This window comes from Pelagibius sp. CAU 1746, from assembly GCF_039839785.1.
In the GTDB taxonomy this organism is placed as follows: Bacteria; Pseudomonadota; Alphaproteobacteria; order Kiloniellales; family Kiloniellaceae; genus Pelagibius.
In genome coordinates, this window is sequence record NZ_JBDOQT010000002.1 from 552,673 (window position 1) to 574,070 (window position 21,398).

General features: G+C 68.5%; 20 protein-coding genes. 13 read left to right on the plus strand and 7 right to left on the minus strand.

Translation table 11 applies throughout. The features are described 5' to 3' along the window. Positions 1–12: 12 nt before the first annotated feature. From ccoG to ccoS, 4 genes are read left to right on the plus strand one after another with little or no spacing between them, the layout of a single operon-like run. Positions 13–1,509 carry a cytochrome c oxidase accessory protein CcoG gene (gene ccoG / locus AAFN88_RS19400; protein WP_347522287.1) on the plus strand — a complete coding sequence of 499 codons (1,497 nt, stop codon included), beginning with the start codon at positions 13–15 and terminating at the stop codon, positions 1,507–1,509. Next, a complete protein-coding gene (locus tag AAFN88_RS19405; protein ID WP_347522288.1) occupies positions 1,506–2,015 on the plus strand; it encodes a FixH family protein in 510 nt (169 codons plus the stop codon). The genes ccoG and AAFN88_RS19405 overlap by 4 nt, the downstream gene beginning before the upstream one ends. Then, positions 2,003–4,408 carry a heavy metal translocating P-type ATPase gene (locus AAFN88_RS19410; protein ID WP_347522289.1) on the plus strand — a complete coding sequence of 802 codons (2,406 nt, stop codon included), beginning with the start codon at positions 2,003–2,005 and terminating at the stop codon, positions 4,406–4,408. Before AAFN88_RS19405 ends, AAFN88_RS19410 begins: the two co-directional genes overlap by 13 nt. Then, the gene (gene ccoS, locus AAFN88_RS19415; protein ID WP_347522290.1) at positions 4,405–4,608 is read left to right on the plus strand and encodes a cbb3-type cytochrome oxidase assembly protein CcoS; all 204 of its coding nucleotides are present in this window, start codon (positions 4,405–4,407) and stop codon (positions 4,606–4,608) included. Before AAFN88_RS19410 ends, ccoS begins: the two co-directional genes overlap by 4 nt. On the opposite strand, the gene AAFN88_RS19420 is transcribed toward ccoS, so the two are convergent. The 6 genes from AAFN88_RS19420 to cobA form a co-directional block, all read right to left on the minus strand. Further along, complete coding sequence (locus AAFN88_RS19420; protein WP_347522291.1) at positions 4,605–5,354, minus strand: DUF2189 domain-containing protein; 750 nt, start codon at positions 5,352–5,354, stop codon at positions 4,605–4,607. The genes ccoS and AAFN88_RS19420 overlap by 4 nt on opposite strands. A 234-nt stretch (positions 5,355–5,588) precedes the next feature. Further along, entirely contained in the window at positions 5,589–6,101 is a 513-nt protein-coding gene (locus AAFN88_RS19425) for an LEA type 2 family protein (protein ID WP_347522294.1), read from the minus strand. After that, positions 6,098–8,137: an AsmA family protein gene (locus AAFN88_RS19430; protein WP_347522296.1), complete on the minus strand. Its 2,040-nt coding sequence runs from the start codon at positions 8,135–8,137 to the stop codon at positions 6,098–6,100. Before AAFN88_RS19430 ends, AAFN88_RS19425 begins: the two co-directional genes overlap by 4 nt. 145 nt (positions 8,138–8,282) lie before the next feature. Continuing rightward, entirely contained in the window at positions 8,283–9,116 is an 834-nt protein-coding gene (locus tag AAFN88_RS19435) for a mechanosensitive ion channel domain-containing protein (RefSeq protein ID WP_347522299.1), read from the minus strand. Between the two features lie 329 nt (positions 9,117–9,445). Then, a complete protein-coding gene (locus AAFN88_RS19440) occupies positions 9,446–10,801 on the minus strand; it encodes a cobyrinate a,c-diamide synthase (RefSeq protein WP_347522301.1) in 1,356 nt (451 codons plus the stop codon). Positions 10,802–10,807: 6 nt separating this feature from the next. Next, entirely contained in the window at positions 10,808–11,647 is an 840-nt protein-coding gene (gene cobA / locus AAFN88_RS19445; RefSeq protein WP_347522302.1) for a uroporphyrinogen-III C-methyltransferase, read from the minus strand. A 70-nt stretch (positions 11,648–11,717) separates the two neighbouring features. Between cobA and AAFN88_RS19450 the strand changes: the two genes are divergently transcribed. From AAFN88_RS19450 to AAFN88_RS19470, 5 genes are all read left to right on the plus strand, one after another. After that, complete coding sequence (locus AAFN88_RS19450) at positions 11,718–12,845, plus strand: cobalt-precorrin-5B (C(1))-methyltransferase (RefSeq protein WP_347522303.1); 1,128 nt, start codon at positions 11,718–11,720, stop codon at positions 12,843–12,845. Next, on the plus strand, positions 12,842–13,606 hold the full coding sequence (locus AAFN88_RS19455; RefSeq protein WP_347522304.1) for a cobalt-precorrin-6A reductase: 765 nt from the start codon (positions 12,842–12,844) through the stop codon (positions 13,604–13,606). Before AAFN88_RS19450 ends, AAFN88_RS19455 begins: the two co-directional genes overlap by 4 nt. Before the next feature lie 157 nt (positions 13,607–13,763). Further along, entirely contained in the window at positions 13,764–15,614 is a 1,851-nt protein-coding gene (locus AAFN88_RS19460) for a tetratricopeptide repeat protein (RefSeq protein WP_347522305.1), read from the plus strand. A 170-nt stretch (positions 15,615–15,784) separates the two neighbouring features. Next, positions 15,785–17,269, plus strand: a complete 1,485-nt coding sequence (locus AAFN88_RS19465; RefSeq protein WP_347522306.1) for a SulP family inorganic anion transporter — start codon at positions 15,785–15,787, stop codon at positions 17,267–17,269. Positions 17,270–17,283: 14 nt separating this feature from the next. After that, positions 17,284–18,138 (plus strand): universal stress protein, encoded by an 855-nt coding sequence (locus AAFN88_RS19470; protein WP_347522308.1) that lies wholly within the window; start codon positions 17,284–17,286, stop codon positions 18,136–18,138. A gap of 18 nt (positions 18,139–18,156) precedes the next feature. On the opposite strand, the gene AAFN88_RS19475 is transcribed toward AAFN88_RS19470, so the two are convergent. Next, entirely contained in the window at positions 18,157–18,639 is a 483-nt protein-coding gene (locus AAFN88_RS19475; RefSeq protein WP_347522310.1) for a GreA/GreB family elongation factor, read from the minus strand. Positions 18,640–18,826: 187 nt separating this feature from the next. On the opposite strand from AAFN88_RS19475, the gene AAFN88_RS19480 reads away from it, so the two are divergent. From AAFN88_RS19480 to AAFN88_RS19495, 4 genes are all read left to right on the plus strand, one after another. Beyond that, positions 18,827–19,138, plus strand: a complete 312-nt coding sequence (locus AAFN88_RS19480) for a c-type cytochrome (protein WP_347522312.1) — start codon at positions 18,827–18,829, stop codon at positions 19,136–19,138. A gap of 13 nt (positions 19,139–19,151) precedes the next feature. Beyond that, positions 19,152–20,438: an FCSD flavin-binding domain-containing protein gene (locus AAFN88_RS19485; RefSeq protein WP_347522313.1), complete on the plus strand. Its 1,287-nt coding sequence runs from the start codon at positions 19,152–19,154 to the stop codon at positions 20,436–20,438. A gap of 146 nt (positions 20,439–20,584) precedes the next feature. Further along, positions 20,585–20,956, plus strand: a complete 372-nt coding sequence (locus tag AAFN88_RS19490) for a cyclic nucleotide-binding domain-containing protein (protein WP_347522314.1) — start codon at positions 20,585–20,587, stop codon at positions 20,954–20,956. A 78-nt stretch (positions 20,957–21,034) separates the two neighbouring features. Further along, entirely contained in the window at positions 21,035–21,397 is a 363-nt protein-coding gene (locus tag AAFN88_RS19495; RefSeq protein WP_347522315.1) for a group 1 truncated hemoglobin, read from the plus strand. The last annotated feature ends 1 nt before the right edge of the window (position 21,398 follow it).

Consider the following 21,398-nt stretch of genomic DNA (forward strand, 5'->3'; position numbering starts at 1 on the left):
TAGGGACAGCATATGGCTGATCATGCGGTTGTGCAGGAAGCCACCGCGAAACCGGCAGACAGAAGAGAAGGCGTAGAACGCTCAGACGCTGAACCGGTCAACAAGAAAGAGCGGCGCTCCCTCTACCAGAAGCGGATAAAAATCTATCCGCGGCTGGCCAGGGGGAGCTTCCGCCGCCTCAAGTGGGGCGTCATGGCGGTGACGCTCGCCATCTATTACCTGACACCCTGGATTCGCTGGGACCGCGGGCCGAACGCGCCCGATCAGGCGGTACTGATCGATTTCCCGGGACGGCGGTTCTATTTCTTCTTCATCGAGATCTGGCCTCAGGAGGTCTACTACCTCACCGGCCTGCTGATCCTGGCCGCCATCGGGCTGTTCCTCATCACCTCCCTGGCCGGGCGGGTATGGTGCGGCTACACCTGTCCGCAGACGGTCTGGACCGACCTCTTCATCGCCGTGGAGCGCATCTTCCAGGGCGATCGCGCCTCGCGCATCCGCATGGACAAGTCGCCGTGGAGCGGCGGCAAGATCTGGCGCAAGGCGGCGACCCACGTCGCCTGGGTAGCGATCGCCGCCGGCACCGGCGGCGCCTGGGTCTTTTACTTCGCCGACGCGCCGACCCTGGCGCAGCAACTGGTGACCTTCGACGCCCCGGCGGTGGCCTACGTCACCATCGCCACGCTGACCGCAACCACCTACCTTCTGGGCGGCCTGGCCCGCGAGCAGGTCTGCACCTACATGTGCCCCTGGCCGCGCATTCAAGGCGGCCTCTTGGACGAAGAGTCCCTGGTCATCACCTATCACGAGGACCGCGGCGAACCGCGCGGCGCGCGCAAGAAGGGCACCCATCCGACCGACCTGGGCGACTGTATCGACTGCAACCAGTGCGTCGCCGTCTGCCCCATGGGCATCGACATCCGCGACGGCCAGCAACTGGAGTGCATCACCTGCGCGCTCTGCATCGACGCCTGCAACGACGTGATGGACAAGGTCGGCTTGCCGCGCAACCTCATCTCCTACGACACCTTGGCCAACGTGGAGCGGGTGCGTGCCGGCGAGAAGCCGCGCCTGCACCTCATCCGGCCGCGCACCCTGATCTACAGCGGCATCATCGCGGTGGTCGCCCTGATCATGCTGTTCACCCTGGTGACGCGCAGCGACCTGGACGTGAACATCCTGCGCGACCGCAATCCGCTCTTCGTCACGCTGTCGGACGGCTCCATCCGCAACGGCTACACCGTGAAGATCATCAACAAGCAGCACGCCGAGCGTCACTTCACCCTGGCGGTGGAAGGCCTGCCCGGCGCCAGCATCGATGTCGTCGGCAACGACGTCACGGCCGCCGACCTGCAGGTCAGTCCCGACGACCTGGAAAGCTACCGGGTCTTCGTCTCCGCGCCGCGCGACAGCCTGGAGGACGGCTCCGCCGACTTGCGGTTCCTCATCACCGACAAGGCCGACGGCGCCCAGGTGACCTACGACTCCGTCTTCAGAGGACCGAAATGATGGCGCAGAACAGCGACTTCGTTCTGACCGGCAGACATGTCTTCTTCGGCGTGGTGGCGATGTTCGGCGCGATCATCGCGGTGAACCTCGTCTTCGTCTATCTGGCGCTCGACACCTTCACCGGCGTGACGCGGGAGAACCCCTACCAGGACGGCCTCGCCTACAACAAGGTGCTGGAGGCGCGCGAAACCCTGCACGAACTGGGCTGGCAGGGCAGCGTCACTTTCTCCAAAGCCGGCTCCAAGGCCGGCGGCGGCACCGACAGCGTGACCGTTACGCTGACCGACGGCGCCGGCGAACCGCTCAGCGGCCTGATCCTGTCAGGCAGGCTGCGCCGGCCGACCCATGAAGGGATGGACCAGACGCTGGCCTGGCGCGAGGACTCCCCCGGCACCTACGGCACCACGGTGGCCTTGCCGGGGCGCGGCAACTGGGACCTGGAGGTCACCGCCAGCGACGGCCGCAACCCGCCCTTCGAAATGAAGACAAGGCTATGGTTCGAGTAAGCCCGCAGGCAGCCCCCGCAAGCGACGGCGGCGTCAACGCGGCGGCCCGCCCCAAGCCGGACGCAGGCGGAACCGCCGCCCTGCTGGGGTGCTGCCCCGGCGGCGGCATCGCCGCGGCCGCCGAGGAAGCGGCGCCGGGCCTGCGCCTGGAGGATTTCGCCGGCCACATCGTCGCCCAACCCGACGGCAGCGAGGAACTCACCCTCGTCGTGCAGAACCTGCACTGCCCGAGCTGCATCCGCGCCATCGAAAACGCGGTCGAGGGCGCGGCGGGCCTGAAGAAGGCGCGCGTCAACCTCAGCACCCGGCGCCTGAAACTGCAGTGGGACCCGGCGGAGACCGGCGCCGAGCCGCTGCTGGCCGCCGTCGCCGCCAGGGGCTACCGGCTGATTCCCCTGGACGCCGGCCAGATCGAAAGCGCCGAAGCGGGGGAAACCCGCGAACTGCTGCGCGCCCTGGCGGTCGCCGGCTTCGCCGCCGGCAATGTCATGCTGCTCTCGGTTTCGGTATGGAGCGGCCTGGCCGAGGACATGGGCCCGGCGACGCGCGCGCTGATGCACTGGGTCTCGGCCCTCATCGCCCTGCCCGCCATCGCCTATGCAGGCCGGCCCTTCTTCCGCTCCGCGCTGCTGGTGCTGCGCAGCGGCAGCACCAACATGGACGTGCCGATCTCGCTCGGCGTCATCCTGGCCGCCGGCATGAGCCTTTCGGAAACCCTGCGCCACGGCGACCACGTCTACTTCGACGCCGCGGTGATGCTGCTGTTCTTCCTGCTGGTCGGCCGTTTCCTGGACCTGCGGCTGCGCGGACGCGCCCGCTCGGCGGCGGAGAACCTCACGGCTCTCCGCGCCACGGCCGCCATGGTGGTCGACGCGGAAGGGCGGCTCGTCAGCCTGCCTCTCAACCGCCTGCAGCCCGGCATGACCGTGGCCGTGGCTCCGGGCGAGCGCATCCCCGTCGACGGCCTGGTCAGCCTTGGCCGCTCCGAGGTCGATACTTCGCTGCTGACCGGCGAGAGCCTGCCGCGCCCGGCCGTGCCCGGCAGCGAGGTCTTCGCCGGCACCGTGAACGGCGACGGCGCCCTGCGCGTCACCGTCACCAAGACCGCCGATGCGAGCCTGCTGGCCGAGATCGTGCGCCTGATGGAGACCGCCGAGCAAAGCCGCGACCGCTACGTGCGCCTGGCCGACCGGGTGGCGCGGGTCTACGCCCCGGCGGTGCACATCCTGGCCGGCGCCACCCTGGCCGGTTGGCTGGTCTTCTCCGAGATTCCCTGGCAAGGCGCTCTGCTGCACGCCATCGCCGTTTTGATCATCACCTGCCCCTGCGCCCTGGGCCTCGCCGTGCCCGCCGTGCAGGTCGCCGCCGTGGGGCGCCTCTTGAAGCGCGGCGTGCTGGTGAAATCCGCCGATGCCCTGGAGCGCCTGGCCGCCGTCGACACCCTGGTCTTCGACAAGACCGGCACCCTCACCAGCGGCCGGCCGGAACTGCAGAACCGCCAGGACATCCCGGCCGAGGACCTGGCACTGGCCGCCGCCATCGCCGCCGAGAGCCGCCACCCCCTGGCCCGCGCCCTCTGCCGGGCGGCGGGCGAGATCGCGCCGCGGCGGGTCAGCGTCACCGAACACCCCGGCGACGGACTGGAGGCGGAGGTCGAGGGCCAGACCCTGCGTTTGGGCCGCCGCGGCTGGTGCGGCGTCGCCGAGGACGCCGGCGACAACGGCCTGGAGAGCGCCGCCATGGAGTTGTGGCTCGCGGGGCCGGGCCGGACGCCGCGGCGCATCGCCTTCCGCGACGCCCCGCGCAGCGATGCAGCCCAGGTGATCGCTCACCTGCAGGCGCACGGCTTTCAAGTGGAGCTTCTGTCCGGCGACCGCAGCGCGGTGGTCGCCGAACTGGCCGGGCAGCTCGGCATCGCCGCCTGGCAGGGCGACTGCCGCCCGGCCGACAAGATCGCCCGCCTGCACGAACTGGCCGCCGAGGGCCGCAAGACCGCGATGATCGGTGACGGCCTCAACGACGCCCCGGCGCTGGCCGCCGCCTTCGCCTCGCTGTCCCCGGCCGAGGCCGCCGACGTCAGCCAGATCGCCGCCGACATCATCTTCCAGGGCGAGCGCCTGGCGCCCATCGCAGAGGCGCTGGATACCGCGCGCCGCGCGCGCCGCTTGGTGCTGCAGAACTTCGGCCTCGCCTTCTCCTACAACGTCATCGCCGTGCCCATCGCCGTGGCCGGGCTGGTCACGCCGCTGATCGCCGCGGTGGCCATGTCGGCCTCCTCCATCGTGGTGACCGCCAACGCCATGCGCCTCAACCTCGGCAGCTTGAAGATCGCGGCGCCGCGCGCCGCAACCGGCGCCGGCACGGAGAACTGCGCCCCGGAGGCGGCGGAATGAGCGCCCTCTTCTATCTCATCCCGGCGGCGCTGCTGCTGGGCCTGCTCGGCCTCGGGGCCTTCCTCTGGTCGCTGAAGAGCGGCCAGTTCGACGACCTGGACGGCGCCGCCCACCGCATCCTGCTGGACGACGAAGACGACACGCCGCTGCCGCCCGAGGGCGGCGACTCCAAGACATCGTCGGAAAACCCGGCCGCCTAACGCCCCACCGTGTCGCGGTAGGCGTGCCAGGTGGCGTGGCCGACCAGCGGGAAGGTGATGATCAGACCCAAGTAGAGCGTCACCAGACCGCCCGCGGTCAGGAAGGCGATCAGCCAGGCCCAGATCAGCATCGGCTTGATGTTGCGCCACACGGCGATGAGGCTGGTCATGATCGCGGTCATGAAGTCGACGTTGCGGTCCATGAGCATGGGCACCGAGACGACGCTGATAGCAAAGACCGCCGCCGCCAGGATCGCGCCGGCGCCGGTGCCGACCACCAGCAGCGCCACGCCCTGCGAGGTCAACAACAGCGTCGGGATGGCCTCGGCCAGCGGCGGAAACTCGGTCGAACCCAGGAAAAGCGCCAGCAGGAGCATCGCGGCCCGCATCCAGATGAGCAGCAGCGCCATGAGCACGATGCCGAGAAAGGCCAGGCGCATGGGCGAGCGGGTGGCGACGAAGAGCGCAGACATCAGGGAAATCGGCTCGCCGGTCTCCAGCCGGCGGCTGGTCTCGTAGAGGCCGACGGCCAGCATGGGGCCGACCAGCATGAAGCCCGCCATCAGCGGAAACAGCAGGTACTCCAGTTCTACGAAAAAGACGCCCGCGGTGATCGCAAAGCTGATAGCCGTAAAGATCGCGCCGTAGGACAGACTGACGCCCGGCGCGCGCTTGATGTCCTCCCAGCCCGCCGCCAGCCAGGCCCAGGGCCGGTCCAGCGGCACCCGATTCACCGGCGGACACATTTGATGAAACTCTTTACCCGTCGCTACCATGAGTTCCCTCCGGACACCTGTTCTGTTTTCTGCGCGCGGGTTTTCTCCCGCGTCGCTCTTCCCCCGCCGGGCGGTCCATACCCGGGCAGGAGGCCGCGCCCCACCGGCGGCGGACAGGCCCCCGACCGGGCCCTGGAACATGATAACGCGCGAGGGGAACGACCGGAAGTCCCGCCTGGAGGGGCGCCGCCGGCCCGGAATTCCCTAGATTCGCTGTCCGGGAGACTGGCGCCTTCCCAGCAGGGAGAAGGTACCCTCGGATTCATAAGGGGCGCTGCGCCGGACCAGGCTGTCGAAGTAGGCGGTCCCGGAGATGCGGTAGTCGAGATCGCCGCGCTCGGCCAGCAACTGCATCTGGCGGACCAACTCCACCAAAGTGGTCGAGGCGACCACGGAGAGCCGCCCCTCGCCGAGGCGCGGCACCGTGATCTTCTCGTTGGAGAAGCCGCGGGCGAAGTCCTCGCCGTTGACCTCGAGATCGAAGGTCAGGCCGTCCAGCGGCAGGTCGAAATCGTTGGGGTTGCCGACCCGCAGGTCGATCTCGAAGCGCTGCTCGAAGACGCTGCTCTCCAAGAGGCGCAGATCGACGACGCGCACCTCAGGGGCGACCGGCGCGGCACCGCTGCAGGCGGCGAGCGCCAGCAGCAGCGCCGCCGCCGCCCAGCCGCCGAGACCGGGCACCGCTGCCCGCAGCCCCCTGGTCAGGACCCGCTTCAATTCCCGAAGAGACCCTTCTTCAGATCCAGCGGCGAGCTGGAGCCGCTGTCGCCGTCGCCCGAGCCGCCCGGCACCAGGCCTTCCAGCAGTCCCTTGGCACCTTCCTCGTTCTGCAGCTTCTCCATGACGGCGCCCGGGTCCTTGATCTGCTCCTTCAGGGCACCGGCAAGGTCGGGCTTGTAGGAGAGGTCGCTCCACGGGCCGGAAACCTTGATCGGCACCGCCACACCCGCCAGGTCCGACTGGCCGCCCTGGCCTTCCAAGGAACCGACGAGCTTCGGCTTGACCGTGTAGTCGACGGTGCGCGGCGGCAGCGGCACCGTGCCGGCACCGGTCATGCGCACCAGCGGCGCAACCATCGTGAGGTCGTCGTTGGTGACGATGCCCTTGGCGATCTTGAAGGTGCCGGAGAGTTCCGCGAAGTCGGTGGCCTGGGCCTCATCGAAAGAACTCTCGATGGCGGCCACCGAGATGTTGCGCATCATCGCCGCCAGGTTGATCCCCTTGATCGCGCCATCGCGGAAAACCACCGCGCCGTTGCCGTTCAGGTTGGAGACCAGCTCGCGCTGTGTGCCGCCGCTCGACTTCACCGAGACTTTGCTCTCGGTAGTGCCGAGGATGCGGTCGAACTTGGCGAGGTCGTTGAGAAAGGGACCGGCCTGGAAGTTCGCCAGATCGAAGTCGGCGGCCAAAGACGGCTTGCCGCTGCTGCCGTCGACGGTGATCTTCCCTTTGCCGGCACCGTCGTAGAGCTGCATTTCCGCCAGATCCGCGGTCAGCTTGCTGTCCTTCAGGATCACGGCGAGGCTGCTTTTTCCGATCTTCACGTCCTTGAAAAGGATGCCGCCGGCGTTGAAGGCCAGGTCAGCGTTCAGCAGGCCCAGGGCCGAAACGTCGATGGGATCGTCGCTCCAGTCGCCGCCGCCAGCCGTCCCGCCGCCGCTGCCGCCGCTCGCGCCGCCGCCCGAACCGCCGGCCGCCGCGCCTTCCTGCTCCGGCGGCAGGTAGGGATTGACGTTCAGTTCCTCGACGTTCAACTCGGCCTTGATGAAGGGCTTGGCCCCCGTCGCGTCGACGGAAAAGAGGCCGTCGCCGTTGATCTCATCCAGCCGTATCTTGGCATTGGTCAGGGCGACCTTGGCCCCCACCATCTCCAGTTCGCCGGCGATGTTGAAGGGCCCCAGTCCGTCGCCCGGGAAGTCCAGCGGCTGGCCGGCCCAGGCCGCGAGCTCGCGGATCGAAGGCACGTCCAGCGCCAGGGCGCCCTGCAGCCCCAGGGCGCCGGCGTTGCGCGCCGCGCCGTCGAAGGAGAAGGTCACCGGGGCCGAGTCCACCTTCATGGCCAGCTTGCTGGTCTCGCCGGACATCAGCGCCTGCGGGCTCTCCGCATCGATCTCCAAGGACACTTTCTGGCTGTTCCAGACGGCCGAGCCCTCGGCCGCGAAGGGCGACGTCAGGCTGGGCAGCGACAGCTCCATGTTCACATCGCTGACCTTGAACTCCTGGCCGCCCTGGTGGTCGATGTAGGTCAGGGTGCCGTCCACCAGGCGCACGTCGCCCAAGCGCAGCTCCTTCAGGCTGCCGCCGGCGTCAGCCGCCCCGCCGGTGCCGGAGCTGCCACCGCCGTCGCCCGAGGGCGCCGCGGCCGCGGTGTCGAGCTGCCAGTTGGGGCGACCGTTCTTGTCGACCTCAAGCGTGATGACCGGCTTATCGAGGATGAAACGGTCGATGGCCACCTCGCCGCTGAGCAGCGGCAGGATCTGCAGGGCGACGTCGAGACGGTCGATGGTCGCCATCTCCGGCGTGGAGGCGCCGGGCGCGTTGGCGAAACCGACGTTCTCCACGGAAACCGCGAGCGAAGGCAGCAGCGACAGCGAGATGCCGCCGTCGATACGCAGGTCGCGCCCGGTCTGTTCCTTCACCCGAGCCTGGATCTCGCCCTTGTAGCTCTCGAGCGGGACGAGCATGGGGACGACGATGACCGCGACGATCAGCAGCAGCACGATCACGCCGAGACCGATGAGCAGCTTCTTCATACCTGTATGACCTCCTATCGCGGCGCGGCGCCCGTGGCGGCCGCACCATTGTCCCCCGGGAACGGAATACGCTTAATCATCTGTTTTGCAAGCAGTTTTGGGAAAGCGCGCCGATCCCCCGCGCGCCTTCCCCACCTGCACAATGTCACTGCGCCGCCTGCGGCGCGTTCATGTGAACCGTACGCTGCGGATAGGGGATAGAGATGTTCTCCGCGTCCATGCGGTTCTTCAGGTTCTTCGTCAAATCGAATTTCAGGCCCCAATAGTCGGCGGCATTGCACCAGACCCGCACGGTGAAGTTCACCGAGCTGTCGCCCAGGTCGGTCACCGCCGCCATGGGCGCCGGCTCGGCCTGCACGCGCGAGTCCTTCTTGCACTCGTCGACGATGGCCGCCAGCGCCCGGTCGATGTCGTCTTCGTAGGCAATGCCGATGACGATGTCGACGCGGCGTGTCGGGTGGAACGAATAGTTCCTGATGGCCGAGCCCCAGAGCTGGGAATTCGGCGCGATGATCTGCACGTTGTCCGGAGTGGCCAGCTCGGTGACGAAAAGGGTGATGCCCTTCACCGTCCCGGCCAGGCCGCCGCCTTCGATGTAGTCGCCGATCTTGAAGGGACGGAACAGCAGCAGCATGACCCCGGCGGCGACATTGCTCAGCGTGCCCTGCAGGGCCAGGCCGATCGCCAGGCCGGCGGCGCCAACGACCGCTATGAAGCTGGTGGTCTGCACCCCGAACTGGGCCAGCACCGCAATGATGGTGAAGACCACCACGGCGTAGTAGGCGAGGCTGGAGAAGAACCCCCGGAGCGTTTCGTCGACCTTCTGCACCCGCGCGAGGGCCGATCTGACGCTGCTCCTCACCCGCCCGGCGATAATGAAGCCGATAACAAGTATCACTATGGCGCCGACCACGCTCAGCCCATAGGTGGTGATCAGCCCAACGACCAGGCCCCAAACCTCTTCTGCGGATTGTTCCATCTAATGTCCCCTAACTGGCATGGCCTCCGCCATGCTGAAGTTGCGATCCGGACGCGCGAACCAGCGCCCCGGAACCACGCATCGACCGTGCCGCGGCCCCCACGGCACCCTACCCAACCGCCGCCCGCCAGCCATGAAGCCAGTCAATACACGCCGCAGTTATCCTGGCGCCATTCTAAACAAAGAAATGGGGGAGTTTGAATAGCACGCTTAGAGCTAAGCCGAAAATCCACCCAACTACCGCAGAGTCTTGCGGCAGCACTAGAGCCCGGACCGGCACGCCGATCCAAAAACAATTCTGTGACGAATCACAACCTTAAGGGGCAGCCTTAAGAAGCGGCCGCGCCGTCGATCAGGTGCAGAAAAGAGCCGAAAATCGGCCCCCGGCGCTGCCCGACCCGCACCGCGCCGCCGCCCTCCGCCGTACGCACCTCGAAAAGCGCCGTCTCCGCGGGCCCTTCGGCGCCCAGGACCCGGGCGTAGTGAAACTCGTGGGCGCGGAAGGCCGCGTCGGCGCGTCCCAGCGGTCCCGCCGCCAGCAGCGTCGCGCGGCGGTAGCCCAGATGGCGCTCGGGCACCATGAAGGAGCTCTCCAGAGGCAGCAATCCGGCCATGGCGTGGCGCTGCCCGTCAGTGTCCTCAAGCCCCTGGCCCAGGACCATGTAGCCGCCACACTCCCCATAGACCGCCGCGGCGCGGGCCGCCGCGGCGCGCAAGCCAGCCAGGAAGCCGTCATTGCCCGCCAGCCGCCCGGCGTGAAGCTCCGGATAGCCGCCCGGCAGATAGACGGCGTCGGCCGCCGCCGGCGGCGCTTCGTCGGCCAACGGCGAAAAGAAGGAGACCTCGGCCCCGGCATGGCGCCAGGCATCGAGCAGCAACGGATAGGCGAAGGAAAACGCCAGGTCCCGCGCCACCGCGATGCGCTGGCCCAGCGGCGGAACCGGCGGCACGAAACCATCCCTTGCGGCAGCGGCAATCTTCGCCGGCCGCGCCGCCGCGCCCAGCGCCGCCACATCGACACCCGCCGCCACCGCCGCCGCTGCCGCCTCCAGGAAGTCCTCCAGAGCCTTGTCCTCCCCGGCCTGCACCAGACCCAGGTGGCGCGACGGCCGCGCCAGCGCCGCGTCGCGGCCCAGGGCCCCGAAGACCTTGATCCCGGCGCCCTCGCAAGCCGCGCGCAGCAGGGTCTCATGGCGCGCACCGGCCACGTTGTTGAGAATCACCCCGGCCAGCGGCACGGCGGGGTGAAAGCCGGCGAAGCCCGCCACCAAGGCGGCAACCGAGGCGCCCATGCCCTTGCAGTCGACCGCCAGCACCACCGGCCAGCCGGTCAGCGCCGCCACCTCCGCGGTGGACCCGGCGGCCAGGCCCAGCGGCCCGGACAGCGGCGCCCCGTCGAAAAGGCCCATGACCCCTTCGCCGATCAGCAGTTCCGCCCCCGCCCCCGCCCGCGCCACCGCAGCCGCCAGGGTTTCCGGGCGCATGGCCCAGGAATCCAGGTTGATGCAGGGCCGCCCGCTGGCGGCCTGGTGGAAGGCGGGGTCGATGTAGTCCGGGCCGGCCTTCACCGAGGCAACGGCCCGGCCCCGATTGCGCAAGCAGCGCAGCAGCGCCAGGGTCAGCGTGGTCTTGCCGCTGCCCGAGGCCGGGGCCGCGACGAGCAGGCCCGCAGCTCCGTCAGACATCGGGCGTCATCCCGTCTCCTGGCGCCGGCCGAGGCCGAAGGGGTTGGGGTTGAGCACGCGGCCCTGCGCGGCGCCCTGCCAGTCGAGCCCGGCGCGCAGGCGCACCACATCGCCGACGACCACGATGCAGGGCGGCTCGATGCCCGCCGCGGCGATGTCCTGGGCGCAGGCGCCGAGATTGGTCTCCAGAATCGTCTGCTCCGGCAGCGTCGCCTGGCTGACCACGGCGACAGGCTCCGAGGGCGCGCGGCCGTGTTCCATCAGCGCGCCGGCGATGGCGGCGATGTGCTTCAGCGCCATGTAGAGGACGATCACCGGCGAGCCCTTGGCCAACCCCGCCCAGTCGAGGCCGTCGGGCACCGAGCCGCCGACGCCGTGGCCGGTGACGAAGGTGACGGCGGAATTGGTGTCGCGGTGGGTCAGCGGAATGCCGGCGTAGGCCAGGCCGCCCAGGCCCGCGGAAATGCCGGGAACGACGCGGAAGGGCACGCCCGCGGCGACCAGGGCCAGGGCCTCCTCCCCGCCGCGCCCGAAGACGAAGGGGTCGCCGCCTTTCAGGCGCAGCACCCGCTTGCCCTCCTGGGCCAGGCGTACCAGCCGCTGGGAGATGTCGGCCTGCACCGGCGAGGGCTTGCCGCCGCGCTTGCCGGCATAGATCCTCTCGCAGTCGGGGCGCGCCATGCCAAGGATGGCCGGCCCCACCAGGGCGTCGTAGACCAGGGCGTCGGCCTGCTTCAGGCCGTTGACGGCGTGCAGGGTCAGCAGCCCCGGGTCTCCGGGACCGGCGCCGACCAGCCACACGCTCCCGGCTTCGAAGGCCGGCAGGGAAAGTTCGTCCGAATCCATGGAAACTACCCTAGACGCCGCGGTGCGGCTGTCCTAGTCAATGAAAAGCCTCTGCTTGTAAAATAACGACATGACACGCAAACCGGAAGGCGCGTTGCGGCGCGGCTGGACCACGGGAGCCTGCGCCACGGCGGCCACCAAGGCTGCCTACACTGCGCTACTGACCGGACGTTTCCCCGATCCGGTGGCCATCACCCTGCCCAAGGGCGAGCAGCCCGCCTTCGCCCTGGCCCGCGAAACCCTGAAAACGGCGGCGGAAGGGGATGGCGGCGAGGCCAGCGCCGCCATCGTCAAGGACGCCGGCGACGACCCCGACGTCACTCACCTTGCCCTGGTGCAAGCCCGCGTCCGGCACGGGGCGGAAGGCAGCGGCGTCACCTTCAAGGCCGGCCCCGGCGTCGGCACGGTGACCAAGCCGGGCCTGCCGCTGGCGGTGGGCGAGCCGGCCATCAACCCGGTGCCGCGCCGCATGATGGAGGCGGTGGTGGCCGAGGTCGCCGCCGACCACGGCGGCAGCGGCGACGTGGAAATCGAAATCTCCATCGACGGCGGCGAGGAACTCGCCAGGAAGACCTGGAACCCGCGCCTGGGCATCCTGGGCGGCCTGTCGATCCTGGGCACCACCGGAGTGGTGGTGCCCTTCTCCTGTTCCGCCTGGATCCACTCCATCCACCGCGGCATCGACGTGGCGCGGGCGACCGGCCTTTCCCATGCCGCCGGCTGCACCGGCTCCACCTCCGAGGCGGCGGTCCAGCGGCTCTACGGCCTGCCCGAGGCCGCGATGCTGGATATGGGCGACTTCGCCGGCGGGCTGCTGAAGTACCTGCGGCTGCACCCGCTGCCGCGCCTCACCCTGGCCGGAGGTTTCGGCAAGCTCTGCAAGCTGGCTGCCGGCCATCTGGATCTTCATTCGGGCCGCAGCCAGGTCGACTTCGATTTGCTGGCGGATCTCCTGAAGGGCCTCGGCGCCAGCGATGCGCTGGTTACCGAGGCGCGGGGCGCCAACACCGCCAAGCAGGTGCTCGACCTGGCCACGGCCGCCAGGCTGCCGCTGGCCGACGCCGTGGCCGCGCGGGCGCGCGAGACGGCGCTGGGCGTGCTGGCGCGGCGCGGCGGCGAGGGCGAGACGGCAGTGGAAGTGCTGGTTTTCGATCGGGCTGGCAATCTCGCCGGCAAGGCGGCAGGGTGGCCCGCGTGAGCGAAGAGACCATCACCAAGCCGCGGCGGATCCTGCTGCTGGGCGGCACCGGCGACTCCCGCGTCCTGGCCGAGCGTCTCGCGGGGCGCGGCGACGTGGAAGTGATCTCCTCGCTTGCCGGGCGCACCGAGCAGCCGGCGCCCCTGCCCGGCGCCCTGCGCATCGGCGGCTTCGGCGGCGTCGCGGCCCTGGCCGACTTCCTGACGCGCGAAGGCATCGACCTGCTGGTGGACGCCACCCACCCCTACGCCGCGCGCATCACCGACAACGCCGCCGCCGCCTGCCGGCGCGCCGGCACGCCGCGCCTGCTGGTCGAGCGCCCGCCCTGGCAGAAGCGGCCCGGCGACGACTGGATTTCCGTGCCCGATACCGAGGCCGCGGCCAAGGCCCTGCGGGGATTGGCCGAACGCGTCTTTCTCGCGGTCGGCCGCGGCGAGTTGGAGGCCTTCGCGGGGCTGCCGGACATCTGGTTCCTGGTGCGCACGGTCGACGCGCCCGGCGGCAGGCTGCCGCTCGAGAACTACGAGGTGGTGTTGGGCCGCGGCCCCTTCGAGGCCAACGGCGAGCGGGCGCTGTTCCTGCTGCACGGCATCCAGGCCCTGGTCACCAAGAACTCCGGCGGCGAGGCGACCTACGCCAAGATCGCCGTGGCCCGCGAACTGGGCCTGCCGGTGGTGATGATCGAGCGCCCGGCGCACGCGGACGGCGAGACGGCGCATTCGGTCGAGGAAGCTTTGGGGTGGATCGAGGCGCGGCTGTAAGCCCAAAGCCCGGGTGTCGCTTCCTTCAACCCACACGTTGGCCGCTGAAATTCGCCTGCACGCCAGGGTCGCGCGCGCCGGCCCCGGCGGCGCCCCCCGGCCACTTCACATGGATTCGCGGCAGCGCCTGTTCTAGGCTCCTGGTCTGGGAGGCCGCATGGAACGCCGTTTGGCCGCAATTCTGGCCGCTGACGCCGTCGGATACAGCCGCTTCATGGCCCGTGACGAGGAGGCCGCGCTGGCGGCGCTCTCCGAACGGCGGAGCGTCATTGACCCGCTCATCGCCGCGCACAACGGTGTGATCTTCGGCTCGGCGGGCGACAGCGTCATCGCGGAGTTCCCGAGCTCCGTCGAAGCCGCCCGCTGCGCGGTGGAGATTCAGGAGCGCCTCACGGCGCTCAACGCCGGGCTGCCGGAGGAGCAGCGGATGCTGTTCCGCATCGGCGTCAGCTTCGGCGATATCATGGAGGAGGATGAAGACTTCTTCGGCGACGGCGTGAACCTGGCCGCGCGGCTGGAAAGCCTGGCGCCACCCGCCAGCATCTGCATCTCCGCCGCGGTCGCCGAGCAGCTCTCCGGCCCCCTGGCCGCAGCCTTCGCAAAAGCCGGCCGCCATCACCTCAAGAACCTGCCCAAAGCCGTCGAGGTCTGGTGCTGGCCCGCGCAGCGCGCCGGCCTGCTGCGCCGCAAGGCCGCTGCCGCGAAGCAGGGACAGCTTTTCGCCGCGACCCTGCTCGCCGCGGTGGCCGCCGCCGTCGTCGTGCTGTACCTGCGCGAGCCTGCGGAAGACGCGGTGCCTTCGGGCCCCCGAATCGCCGTCCTGCCGTTCACCAATATCGGCGGCAACACGGAGGATGCCTACTTCAGCGTCGGCCTGACCAACGACATCAACACGCTGTTGTCGAAGTTCTCGAACCTCTTCGTCATCGCACCCCATTCGGTGAGGAGCTTCGGCGAGGGTGCGGGCTGTGCGCGGGTGCGCGAGGAACTGGGTGCGGACTACATTCTTGCCGGTACGGTACGGCGCTCTCAGAACAAGCTGCGCGTCACCACTTCCTTCACCGACGCCAAGACCTGCCGCCGGCTGGATTCGCCCGGGCCATTCGACCGGGACCTCAGCGCCGACAACATCCTCGACCTGCAGCTCGAGATCGCCAAGAAGGTGGTGGCGGAGGTCGGCTCGGCCGACGCCCCGCTCTTCAATGCCCAGGTCCAGAACGCCATTCGGCGCAAGGCGCCGGACAGCCTGGAAGCCTACGACTGCGTCCTGCTGTCCTATTGGTTCTACGAGACCTTCGAGGCGCAACGCCATCGCCGGGCGCGCGCCTGTCTGGAGCGCGCCGTCGAGATCGACCCCGGTTATTCGCTCGGCTGGTCGCGGCTGGCCTTCAGCTACATCGAGTCCAAGAAGTACGCAATCGACACGCCCTCCGACTGGGCGGAGCGCAGCCGCGCCGCGGCGGAGCGGGCCATCGACCTCGATCCCGACAACCCCGATGCCTACTATGCGCTCGCCATTCTCAGCCAGGTGACCGGCCAGGACCGGACGGTGTTCCGGAACTTCGCCGAGAAAGCCATCGCCCTGAACCCGAACGACGCCTTCGTCCTGGCCGACCTGGGCCTCTGGATGGGCTATTCCGGCGCCTGGAAGCAGGGCGAGGAGTGGGTGACCCGCGCCAAGCTGATCAACCCCAAACACCAGAGCTGGGTGGATTACATCTGGCACCTTCACGCCTACCTGGAAGGCGACTACGAGACGGCGCGCGATGTCGCAGTGAAGATGAACCTGCCCGGCAACTACATGGTCCAGGCCAGCCTCACCGCGGCCTATGCGATGAACGGCGAACAGGCGAAAGCCGAACAGGCACTCGCGCACCTGCTGAAAATCCGCCCCGACTACCCGGCGGACCCGCGTGCGCCCTTCCGCAGCCGCGGCATGCCCGAGGAACTCATCGAAGGCCTGATGGAAGGCCTGCGCAAAGCCGGCCTGGACGTGCCGCCACAGTGATTTGAGCTTCCGGGACCGGTTTATGTTGCGTTGCAGCATAAACCGGTTTATTTGTGCCCTCCCGCGACGTCCGGCGACAGGCCGCGGCGCGGCTCACCCCTGAAACCTGAGCACTTCCTGCTGCGGCCCGGCCGGGCCGCGCGGTGCCGCCAACTGTTCCGGACCCCTGCATGCCCTCGCTCAGCGCCTACCGCGGCCAATGGCTCGGCAACATCCGCGGCGACGTCCTTTCCGGGCTGGTCGTCGCCCTAGCCCTCATCCCCGAGGCCATTGCCTTTTCCATCATCGCCGGGGTCGACCCCAAGGTGGGGCTCTACGCCTCCTTCTCCATTGCCGTGCTGGCGGCCATCACCGGCGGGCGGCCGGGCATGATCTCCGCGGCCACGGCGGCCACCGCCGTGGTCATGGTCACCCTGGTGAAAGAGCACGGCCTGGAATACCTACTGGCGGCCACGGTGCTGACCGGCGTGCTGCAGATCGCCGCCGGCTTCCTGCGGCTCGGCTACCTCATGCGCTTCGTCTCGCGCTCGGTGATGACGGGCTTCGTGAACGCGTTGGCCATCCTGATCTTCATGGCCCAGCTGCCGGAGCTGATCGGCGTACCCTGGCTGACCTACGTGATGGTCGCCGCAGGCTTGGCCATCATCTATCTCTTTCCCTTGGTCACCAAGTCGATCCCCTCGCCGCTGATCTGCATCCTGGCGCTGACCGCCGTCACCCTCGCCCTGGGCCTTGACCTGCGCACAGTGGGCGACATGGGCGAGCTGCCCTCCACCTTTCCGGTCTTCGCGCTGCCCCAGGTGCCCTTCACCTTCGAGACCCTGATGATCATCCTGCCCTATTCCGTCGCCGTGGCGGCGGTGGGCCTGCTGGAATCGCTGATGACGGCCACCATCGTCGACGACCTGACCGACACGCCCAGCGACAAGAACCAGGAGTGCATCGGCCAGGGCATCGCCAACGGCCTGACCGGCTTCATCGGCGGCATGGCGGGCTGCGCCATGATCGGCCAGTCGATGATCAACGTGAAGTCCGGCGGCCGCGGGCGGCTCTCCACTTTCTGCGCCGGCATCTTCCTGCTGTTCCTCATCGTCGTGCTGGGCGACTGGGTGAGCCGCATTCCCATGGCCGCCCTGGTCGCCATCATGATCATGGTCTCCATCGGCACATTTAGCTGGTCGTCGATCAAGAACCTGAAGAGCCATCCGCGCAGCTCCTCGCTCGTCATGCTGGCGACGGTGGTCTGCGTCGTCCTGACCCACAACCTGGCCATCGGCGTGCTGGCCGGGGTGCTGCTCTCGGGCATCTTCTTCTCCTGGAAGATCGCCCAGATCTTCCGCGTCACCTCGACGCTGTCGGAAGACGGCCGGGCTCGCACCTATGTGGTGGAGGGGCAGGTGTTCTTCGCCTCGGCGGACGATTTCACCGCCGCCTTCGACTTCAAGGAGGCGCTGGAGAAAGTCACCATCGACGTCAGCCGCGCGCACATCTGGGATATCTCCAGCGTCGCCGCGCTGGATATGATCGTTCTGAAATTCCGCCGCGAGGGCGCCGAGGTCGAGATCGTCGGCCTCAACCGGGCCAGCGAGACCATCGTCGACAAGCTGGCGATCCACGACAAGCCCGGGGCGCTGGAACGCCTCATGGGGCATTAGGGAAAGCAAAGCAGATGACCAAACTCATCGCCCTGGTGGACGGGTCCATCTATTCCGAAAGCGTCTGCGACCACGCGGCCTGGATTGCCGGGCGCAGCGGCGCGGAGATCGAGCTGCTGCACGTGCTGGGCCGGCGGGAAACCTCCAGCGAGCCCGCCAACCTCAGCGGCAACATCACGCTCGGCGCCCGCACCGCCCTGCTGGAGGAACTGAGCGCGCTGGACGAGCAGCGCGCCAAGCTGGCGCAGAAGCGCGGCCGCGCCATCCTGGAAGATGCCGCGGCGCGCCTGGCCGCCGGGGGCGCCGCCAATGTGACGTCCAAGCTGCGGATCGGCGATTTCGTGGAAACCGTCGCCGAGCTGGAGCCCGGGGCCGAGATGATCGTCGTCGGCAAGCGCGGCGAAGCCGCCGACTTCGCCAAGCTGCACCTCGGCTCCAACCTGGAACGGGTGGTGCGGGCCAGCCACAAGCCGGTCTTCGTCGCCTCGCGCGCCTTCAAGCCCATCCAGCGCTTCCTCGTCGCCTACGACGGCGGCACCAGCGCCATGAAAGCGATAGACCACATCGCGCGCAGCGACCTCTTCGCCGGCCTGGAGTGCCGCCTGATCTCCGTGGGCGGCGACAGTCCGGAGAACCGCAAGCGCCTGGACGACGCCAAGGCCCTGCTGGAAGGCGGCGGCTATAAGGTCGAAGCCGCGCTCCTGCCGGGCCAGCCGGAGCGCGCCATCGCCGAGGCCGTCGAGGCGGAAGGCATCGACCTTCTGGTCATGGGCGCCTACGGCCACTCGCGTATCCGCACCCTCATCATCGGCTCGACGACGACGGAGATGATCCGCTCCTGCAAGGTGCCGGTGGTGTTGTTCCGCTGAGGCCGGCGGAGCGCCTCTTCACTCCACCGCTTCGATGTCGAAGTATTTCACGCCCTGCGGCGTCTGTACTTCGATGCCGTCACCGGCGGACTTGCCCATGAGCGCGCGGGCCACCGGCGAGCCGATGGAGATTTCGCCGCGTGCCATGTCAGCCTCGTCGTAGCCGACGATGCGCACCACATAGCTGCGGTCGTCCTCGTCGATATAGGTGACGCGGGAGCCGAAGCGCACCTTGCCGCCGGGGCCGCCCACCGTCTGATCTTCCGGGCGCACCAGCGTTGCGTTCTTCAGGCGCCGCGCCAGCCAACCGCAGCGCTTGTCGATCTGGCGCAGGCGCTGCTTGTTGTAGATGTAGTCGCCGTTCTCGCTGCGGTCGCCGTTGCCGGCGGCCCAGGAGACGATGGCGCAGACCTCGTGGCGCTCGGCCTGCAATTGCTTCAGCTCCGCCTGGAAACGGGCCAGACCTTCGGGGGTGATCAAGGTGCGGATATCCTGCGCCATGGCGACCTGCGTCGTTCCTTTCCTTTGCCGGGCGGCGATTCGGCCCGCAGCCTAATGCCTCGTCCCGGCCCGCGGAAGCGGCAGATCAATTCTCCCCCGTTGCGCCGTAGAATAAGTTGCGTCAAGATTGCGAAACTTGGCGCACTTGCAACCAGACATAAGAAAACCCAACCGGGAGGAAACTGCAATGCATAGCGTCTTAGTGCGTTTCGCGGCGCCGGCCCTGACCGCAGCGGCGGCCCTCACAGCCGGCACGGCGGGGGCGGAGGAAAAGCGCGGCGCGGTCCTCGCCAACACCTGCTTCTCCTGCCACGGCACCGACGGCCACAGCGCCGGCGCCATGCCCTCCATCGCCGGCAAGTCGGCCGACTACATCGTCGAGACCTTGAAACGCTTCCGCAGCGGCGACAAGGCTTCGACGGTGATGGTCCGTATCGCCAAGGGGTTCACCGACGACGAAATCGTGGCCCTGGCGGACTACTTCAGCGCCGGCAACTAGGAGGACTCCCGCCATGACCCGCAAGACCTCCGCGATCGGCCGCCGCGGCTTCAACAAGCTGCTCGCCGCCTCCACCGCCGCCGTCACCCTGGCCGCTCCCTTCGTCGCGCGGGGCGCCGCCGCCAAGGTGGTGGTCGTCGGTGGCGGCTTCGGCGGCGCCACGGCGGCAAAATACCTGCGCCGCTTCGACAGCTCCCTGAGCGTCGAACTGGTCGAGCCCAACGCGAGCTTCGTCACCTGCCCCTTCAGCAACACCGTCATCGGCGGGCTCAATCCCATCGGGCGCGTCACCCACGGCTACCAGGGTCTGCGCGGCCACGGTGTCGTCGTGGCCCACGATACGGCCGCCGCCGTCGACGCGGACAAGCGCGAGGTCCGGCTCGCCGGCGGCGCGCGCCTGGCCTACGACCGGCTCATCGTCTCGCCGGGGATCGACTTCAAGTGGGGCGCCGTCGAGGGCGCGGAAGAATCGATCATCGGCCGGATTCCCCACGCCTGGAAGGCCGGAGCGCAAACCACGCTGCTGCGCCGCCAGTTGGAGGCCATGCCCGACGGCGGCGTCTTCGTGATCTCACCGCCGGTCAATCCCTTCCGCTGCCCGCCGGGGCCGGGCGAACGCATCAGTCTGGCCGCCCATTACTTCAAGACCCATAAGCCGCGCTCGAAGATCCTGGTCCTCGACCCCAAGGAGAAGTTCTCCAAAGAAGGGCTTTTCCGGCAGGGCTGGGCCGAACTCTACGGCGACATGATCGAGTACCGCAGCCTCAACGACGACGGCCGCGTGGTGCGGGTCGATGCCGCGAGCATGACGCTGCATACCGATTTCGATTCGGTGCGGGGCGACGTCATCAACTTCATTCCGCCGCAGCGCGCCGGCCGGATCGCCCAGGACGCCGGGCTGACCGATGAAACCGGCTGGTGTCCGGTCCATCAGGCCGATTTCGAATCGGCGCTGCTGCCCGGCATCCACGTCATCGGCGATGCCTCCATCGCCGCCCCCATGCCGAAGTCCGGCTTCGCCGCCAGCACCCAGGCAAAGGTCTGCGCCGCCGCCATCGTGGCCAAGCTGCGCGGCGAGGCGCCGGGCGCCCCCAAGTTCGTCAACACCTGCTACAGCCTGGTGGCGCCGGATTACGGCATCTCGGTGGCCGCGGTCTACAACGTCGAAGACGGCAAGATCGTCGCGGTGGAGGGGGCCGGCGGCCTCAGCCCCATGGAGGCCGACCACAGCTTCCGCCAGCAGGAGGCCGACTACGCCCGCGGCTGGTACGACAGCATCACGCAGGACATCTTTGCCTGATCGGCAGGGGCGTCCGCGCGGCCGGGACGGTCCCCTCCTTCATCGCGGTGGTCCGGCCACCGGCGACCGGCTATGGTTTGCACAGGCGGGCGCGCCGAGCCTGCGCCCGCTCCACCCCTCGCAAGGCAAGTTGCCGGGGAGAAGCGATGAAACGGCACAGCTTCAAGGACGGTGAGGTCATTTTCCGCGAAAACGACCCCAGCGACGCGGCCTATCTCATCATGGAGGGTAAGGTCGAGATCATTCACGGGCGAAGAAGCGAGGCGAATACAACCGTCGCCGTGCTCGGCCGGGGTGAGTATTTCGGCGAGATGGGCGTGATCGACGACAAGCCGCGCTCCGCCACCGCCCGCGCCAAGGGCGAGACGGCCTGCATGTCGGTGAGCCGGGATGAATTCATGGACATGCTGCTCAACCGGCCAGAGGAGTCCATTGAATTGCTGAAGGTTCTCTTCGAGCGCCTGCGCAAGGCCAACGACCGGCTCATGCTGATGGAGAAGTCCGGCGGGACGGCCTGACGAAGCCCCTCTATCGTCTGGGGCGAAGAGACGTGCTAGGCTTTCCGCGCTTCAGGAAGAGGGGCGGGATGTAGGCGAATGAAAGCGACGATGTTCGACCGCTACGGAGGGTTCGGCACCGTGCATCGCGTTGTCCTGGCCTTCTACGACAGGATGCTCGATTCGGACATCGTCGGCCCCTACTTCGACGACGTCGACATGGCCGCCCTGGTCGATCATCAGACCAAGTTCATCTCCCAAGTCATGGGCGGCCCCGCCTCCTACACCAACGAGGTGTTGGAGCAGGTTCACCGCAACATCGGCGTGACCGACGAAGCCTTCGACGAAATGGCGGGCATCCTGCAGCGGACGCTGCGGGAGTTCGAGTTCAAGGAAGAGGACGTGCACAGCGTCATTGCCGACATCAACAGCCGGCGCTCCTACATCGTTTCCCGCAAGTAGG

Coding starts and splice junctions, on each gene's coding strand:
- ccoG (WP_347522287.1), top strand. CDS start 13: ATGGCTGATCATGCGGTTGTGCAGGAAGCCACCGCGAAACCGGCAGAC.
- AAFN88_RS19405 (WP_347522288.1), top strand. CDS start 1,506: ATGATGGCGCAGAACAGCGACTTCGTTCTGACCGGCAGACATGTCTTC.
- AAFN88_RS19410 (WP_347522289.1), top strand. CDS start 2,003: ATGGTTCGAGTAAGCCCGCAGGCAGCCCCCGCAAGCGACGGCGGCGTC.
- ccoS (WP_347522290.1), top strand. CDS start 4,405: ATGAGCGCCCTCTTCTATCTCATCCCGGCGGCGCTGCTGCTGGGCCTG.
- AAFN88_RS19420 (WP_347522291.1), bottom strand. CDS start 5,354: ATGTGTCCGCCGGTGAATCGGGTGCCGCTGGACCGGCCCTGGGCCTGG.
- AAFN88_RS19430 (WP_347522296.1), bottom strand. CDS start 8,137: ATGAAGAAGCTGCTCATCGGTCTCGGCGTGATCGTGCTGCTGCTGATC.
- AAFN88_RS19435 (WP_347522299.1), bottom strand. CDS start 9,116: ATGGAACAATCCGCAGAAGAGGTTTGGGGCCTGGTCGTTGGGCTGATC.
- AAFN88_RS19440 (WP_347522301.1), bottom strand. CDS start 10,801: ATGTCTGACGGAGCTGCGGGCCTGCTCGTCGCGGCCCCGGCCTCGGGC.
- cobA (WP_347522302.1), bottom strand. CDS start 11,647: ATGGATTCGGACGAACTTTCCCTGCCGGCCTTCGAAGCCGGGAGCGTG.
- AAFN88_RS19450 (WP_347522303.1), top strand. CDS start 11,718: ATGACACGCAAACCGGAAGGCGCGTTGCGGCGCGGCTGGACCACGGGA.
- AAFN88_RS19460 (WP_347522305.1), top strand. CDS start 13,764: ATGGAACGCCGTTTGGCCGCAATTCTGGCCGCTGACGCCGTCGGATAC.
- AAFN88_RS19465 (WP_347522306.1), top strand. CDS start 15,785: ATGCCCTCGCTCAGCGCCTACCGCGGCCAATGGCTCGGCAACATCCGC.
- AAFN88_RS19470 (WP_347522308.1), top strand. CDS start 17,284: ATGACCAAACTCATCGCCCTGGTGGACGGGTCCATCTATTCCGAAAGC.
- AAFN88_RS19475 (WP_347522310.1), bottom strand. CDS start 18,639: ATGGCGCAGGATATCCGCACCTTGATCACCCCCGAAGGTCTGGCCCGT.
- AAFN88_RS19480 (WP_347522312.1), top strand. CDS start 18,827: ATGCATAGCGTCTTAGTGCGTTTCGCGGCGCCGGCCCTGACCGCAGCG.
- AAFN88_RS19485 (WP_347522313.1), top strand. CDS start 19,152: ATGACCCGCAAGACCTCCGCGATCGGCCGCCGCGGCTTCAACAAGCTG.
- AAFN88_RS19490 (WP_347522314.1), top strand. CDS start 20,585: ATGAAACGGCACAGCTTCAAGGACGGTGAGGTCATTTTCCGCGAAAAC.
- AAFN88_RS19495 (WP_347522315.1), top strand. CDS start 21,035: ATGAAAGCGACGATGTTCGACCGCTACGGAGGGTTCGGCACCGTGCAT.